This window comes from Nodosilinea sp. LEGE 07298, assembly GCF_015207265.1.
Taxonomy (GTDB): Bacteria; Cyanobacteriota; Cyanobacteriia; order Phormidesmidales; family Phormidesmidaceae; genus Nodosilinea.
Map to the genome: position 1 here is coordinate 1 of NZ_JADEXE010000400.1, position 4,990 is coordinate 4,990.

At 54.4% G+C, this 4,990-nt stretch carries 4 protein-coding genes; all 4 read left to right on the forward strand.

Annotated features, from left to right (window positions below):
- Positions 1 to 645 (forward strand): MltA domain-containing protein (locus IQ273_RS30270; RefSeq protein ID WP_194026806.1); only part of this gene is annotated, 645 nt, incomplete at its 5' end.
- Between the two features lie 67 nt (positions 646 to 712).
- On the forward strand, positions 713 to 2,755 hold the full coding sequence (locus tag IQ273_RS30275) for a sodium:proton antiporter (protein WP_228054188.1): 2,043 nt from the start codon (positions 713 to 715) through the stop codon (positions 2,753 to 2,755).
- Positions 2,756 to 2,859: 104 nt separating this feature from the next.
- The gene (locus IQ273_RS30280; protein WP_194026807.1) at positions 2,860 to 3,603 is read left to right on the forward strand and encodes a precorrin-2 C(20)-methyltransferase; all 744 of its coding nucleotides are present in this window, start codon (positions 2,860 to 2,862) and stop codon (positions 3,601 to 3,603) included.
- A 69-nt stretch (positions 3,604 to 3,672) separates the two neighbouring features.
- The gene (locus IQ273_RS30285) at positions 3,673 to 4,827 is read left to right on the forward strand and encodes a hypothetical protein (RefSeq protein ID WP_194026808.1); all 1,155 of its coding nucleotides are present in this window, start codon (positions 3,673 to 3,675) and stop codon (positions 4,825 to 4,827) included.
- Positions 4,828 to 4,990 lie beyond the last annotated feature (163 nt).

A 4,990-nucleotide genomic window follows, 5' to 3' on the forward strand; every position in this document is an offset into this window, starting at 1 on the left:
CGCTTGGCCTTAGAGGGAGCAGACGGTTTGGCCGGTAGTCAGGGATCCCTAGCCGGGCTAGAGCTAGTGTGGCTATCCAGCCGCCTAGAAGCATTTTTGGTGCAGGTGCAGGGGTCAGCTAAGCTCCAACTCACCAATGGTCAAATTATGTCGGTGGGGTACGCGGGCCGCACCGAGTACCCCTACACCAGCATTGGTCGTGCCCTGGTCAACGATGGCAAAATCGATCCAGAAAACCTGTCGCTGCCCAATCTAATCGCTTATTTTGAAGCCCATCCCGAAGATTTGAACCAATATTTGCCCCAAAACGAGCGATTTATTTTCTTTCGCGAGGGCGATAGTGGGCAGCCACCTACGGGTAACCTCAGTGTGCCGGTAACGGCTGGGTACTCGATCGCTACTGACAAGTCGCTGCTGCCCCCAGGGGCGATCGCGGCCATCCAGGTACCGTTACCTCAGCAAACTCCCCAGGGCACCTGGAGCAGCCAGCCCACCACCCGCCTAGTGCTCGATCAAGACACCGGGGGCGCTATTCTAGGCCCAGGGCGAGTCGATCTATTCGTAGGGACAGGCCCCCAGGCCGGAGAGCTAGCCGGGCGCATTAACACCCCAGGTCGCTTATATTACCTGCTGTTGCGTCCCTAAGCGCCCACCCCTAACGTGGCGATAATTCCCCTGGTCTGCCACAGTAGGGGTGTTACCCTATACGCCTATGGATACTTCCTTTGCCCTCACCCTACAAATCGTGCTCACGGTGTTGGCCGGAGTCACAGCACAGGTCATTGGGGAAATCGCTAGGGTTCCCAGCATCATTTTCTTACTGCTGTTTGGTATTGGCCTAGGGCCAGACGGCATTGGGTTGCTCCATCCCCAAGACCTAGGGGTGGGGCTTGAGGTCATTGTGGCCCTAAGCGTAGCCCTGATTCTATTTGAGGGGGGGCTGAGCCTAGAGCTGAGTGAACTGGGCCAGGTGTCAAACAGCCTGCGAAATCTAGTTACCATCGGCATTTTTATTACGCTGGTCGGTGGTGGTATGGCGGCCCACTGGCTCGGGGAGTTTCCTTGGTCCCTGGCCTTTCTCTATGCTTCTTTGGTAGTAGTCACGGGGCCTACGGTGATTAGCCCTTTGCTGCGTCAGGTGGAGGTCGATAGCAAGGTGGCTACCCTACTAGAAGGGGAGGGGGTGCTCATTGACCCCGTCGGGGCCATTCTAGCTGTGGTGGTGCTCGATATTATTCTCAATGGCGACGCCGACCCCCTAACGGTAGTAGTAGGCGGACTAATTTTGCGGCTGGGAATCGGCACGTTGATTGGGGTAGTGGGTGGTGGACTAATCGGTCTTTTGCTCAAGCGAGCCAACTTTTTAGGCGAAGATCTGCGCAACCTGGTGGTGTTAGCCGGGCTATGGGGGCTGTTTGGGCTGGCCCAGAGCATTCGCAGCGAGTCAGGGCTAATGGCTACAGTCGTGGCGGGCATGATGGTGCGCTGGCTTTCGGTGCCCGATGAGCGGCTACTGCGCCGGTTCAAGGGACAGCTGACCGTGCTAGCGGTATCGGTACTGTTTATTTTGCTGGCCGCTGATTTGTCGATTGCTAGTGTATTTGCCTTAGGCCGAGGAGCCGTATTGACGGTACTGGTACTGATGGTGGTAGTACGCCCAGTCAATATTTGGATTTGTACTCGCTCTAGCGACCTAAATTGGCGACAAAAACTGTTTTTGGGCTGGGTAGCCCCGCGCGGTATTGTTTCCGCTTCGGTAGCATCCCTGTTTGCCATTTTGCTCACCGAACGAGGCATTAGCGGCGGCGATGCCATTAAGGCCCTGGTGTTTCTCACTATTATCTTGACCGTGATGGTACAGGGGCTAACAGCGCGGTTAGTCGCTGGCTGGCTAGGTATTACTAAAGCCGATGCTGTGGGCGCGGTAATCGTAGGATGCAGCCCTCTAAGCTTGCTAATTGCCCGCTTAATCAAAGAGTATGGCGACCCGGTGGTGATGATCGACACTAACGAATCGACTGGCGCAGCCGCTGAGAAGGAAGGCATTGAGCTGTTGATCAGCAGTGCCCTCGATAGCGATGTTTTAGAGAAAGCTGGGCTAGATAAGGCTGGCACCTTTTTGGCCATTACCAAAAATGGCGAGGTCAATGCGGTAGTCGCCCAGCGCGCTCTAGAGGATTTTCAGCCCGCCCGAGTCATTGCTGTAGTACCCCAGGATAAAAGCTTAGGTGAACTACCTGATAAGGGACAGCTGAAGGGTGCCCAAACCCCCCGTCTCTCCCTCAAGCAGTGGAATACTTACCTTAATGACGGGGAGGTGCGTCTGGGTGAGACCCAGCTGCGGCAGGAGAATATTGACCGGCAAAAGGCCCATCTAGCCACACTCGTGCAGAACGGAAGCATGGTACCTCTGCTGGTTGAGCGCGGTGATGCGTTGCGGGTGATGCCAGGGCAAGATACGTGGGAGGTGGGCGATCGCATTATTTACCTGTGGCACGACTCTAAGCCCAAGCTGCTCAAGCAGTTAGCAGGCGGTATTCAACCCACTCGCCTGACCCTAGAAACTATACCGGCCGTCGAGGCGGTTCCTCCTCAATCTAAAGGCCCACTGCCAGAAACTGAGGCTCTAGCAACCATCTTTCCTCATGTGGCAGCGTCTGCCAACGGGTCTACTCCAGAAACTCCGACTGGCCCAGCCACGAAAAGTCCAAAGAATATTCCCAACGATGGGGCTTCGGCGGCGGCTGATGCCTAGACGAATGACCTGCGATCGCTGGGGGCAAAGATCAGCATTTTCCCTTTCAAGCTCAGGTGGCTGCTCAGCTCTAAATGGGCTGGCTACGTAGTTTTATCCAGTGTATGGCATCTTCATCTGCTCATTCCCCTCAGCTAGGCACCCTTACCGGCATTGGTGTCGGCCCCGGCGACCCTGACTTGCTTACGCTCAAAGCCCTAAAGTGCCTACAAAGTACTGACGTAGTGGCCTTTCCGCAGGGACGCAACGGCCAGCCAGGATTGGCGCAGCGTATTATTGCGCCGCACTTAGGTCAACAGCTGCTGCTGCCCCTAGAGTTTCCCTACGTTCTAGACCAACACCAGCTCTCGAATGCCTGGCAGCAGGCGGGCGATCGCGTCTGGCAGCACCTCAGTCAGGGGCAAGATGTAGTGTTTGCCTGCGAAGGAGACCTAAGCTTCTACGGCACCTTTAACTATTTAGCGCTTGACCTAGAACGACGCTATCCGGCAGCAAGAATACATCGAGTCCCAGGCATTTGCTCACCCCTAGCGGCGGTAAGCACTCTAGGCCTTCCCCTCACCGTACAGTCTGACAAGCTTGTAGTACTTCCGGCCCTTTATGCTGTTGCTGACCTCGAATCCGCTCTGGGCTGGGCTGATGTGGTAGTGCTGCTTAAAGTAGGGTCGGTATACAACCAGATATGGCAGCTCCTAAACCAGTGGCAACTGCTTGAGCAAAGCTGGGTCATCGTCAACGCCACCCAACCCCATCAGGCTATTTATCGCCCTCTTACGCCTTACCCTGATCTCGATTTACCCTACTTCTCTTTAATGGTCATTAGGTCGGGGGCAAATCCGCTACCCTAGAAAAGAGCAGGAACCCAAGCCTATGGGGTTAAGTCAACACATTACGTCCACAGCAGGCGCGCACTCGGAATGAACCCACTTACTGCACCCAAGTTCAGCCAGTTACTCACCACTCTTCGCCAACCTCAGTGGATTGCCGCCATTGTATCGTTGGGAGTTCACGGTGCCTTATTTGCGGCAGGCCCTTCCTTTTCGAGTTTAAATGCGACCACCCTAGGCGGCAGTAATCCAGAACTAGAAGAGCGTCGAGTGCCGCTAATCGAGCTTACGCCTGAAGAACAGGACCGTCTCCCAGACTTTTCTACTTCCACCTACTCATTATTGCCAGGCAGCAACGACGATTTATTTAGCCTCTTCCCACCCTCAGGCGATAGCTTGCCCTTAGAGCCTGGCTCAGACTTTGGGGCGTCTATTAGAATACCAACGCCTCAATTGCCCTCTAACTCCTTCCCATCCGGTATTTCTCCTTATACATCGCCTGGGCGTTCCACCATTAGGCTATCTCCCCGCCGCTCTACCTTACCTGCTATCCCCAATAACAATTCCTTAGGACGACGACCCGAAACGCCTACCCAAGGGTCTACATCCCAATCAGCCTCGACTCCTACAGCTACGGCTCCAGAAGACGCTAACGCACCTGGAGCTGCTGATTTAGAACTGCGTCAGGATAACAATCAGGGCAATACGGCTAGCAGTACTCCTTCGACCCCGCTTAACCCCTCTGCCCCCAACGCCTCAGATGATACTGAACAAGCCAGTGATCTCCTAGCCCGGGTTGAATTTAGCGATGATCAAACCAGCACAGCAGAGGTCGAAACTGCGAAAGCAGCCTGGCTGCAATCGGTCAAAGCTAAGTTAGGCGATACTGTGGTTGAAGCCCCTGAACCTCTAATTATTGAGGTGCCCTACAGTGGTCGGCTGTGCCTAGAACCTGAGCCTGCTGATGGAATGCTGGGCGTCGTTGGCGTACCCAATGAAGCTGATGGTTTAAGCCTCTGGACCGCAGTACTCAAGAGCACAGGTTATCCATTCTTAAACCAGGCGGCTGAACAAGCTCTGCAAGACCTTCAGCAGGCAGATACAGAAGAGAGTTTAATAGCTATCAACACCCTGTACGAGGTTGTAGTAGAAGTAGAGTACAACAGTGAAGATTGTATAAGCCGCGAGGCTTTGTTACAGTCCCGCACAGCCGAGCCAGACCAACCTGCAACACCAATGGAATAAAAAAGCTGGCCTGTATATAGCGAGAAGCGTAAGCATTGGGGTGCATCCCAGTCTTGCAAGACTCATTTTGAGAAGTAGCCATTTAGATAAGCACATCGCTGTTGCAGCACTTGTTGCACGTTATCTGCGTTCCAGTGAGCTCCTGAAATCTTGATTCGACGTC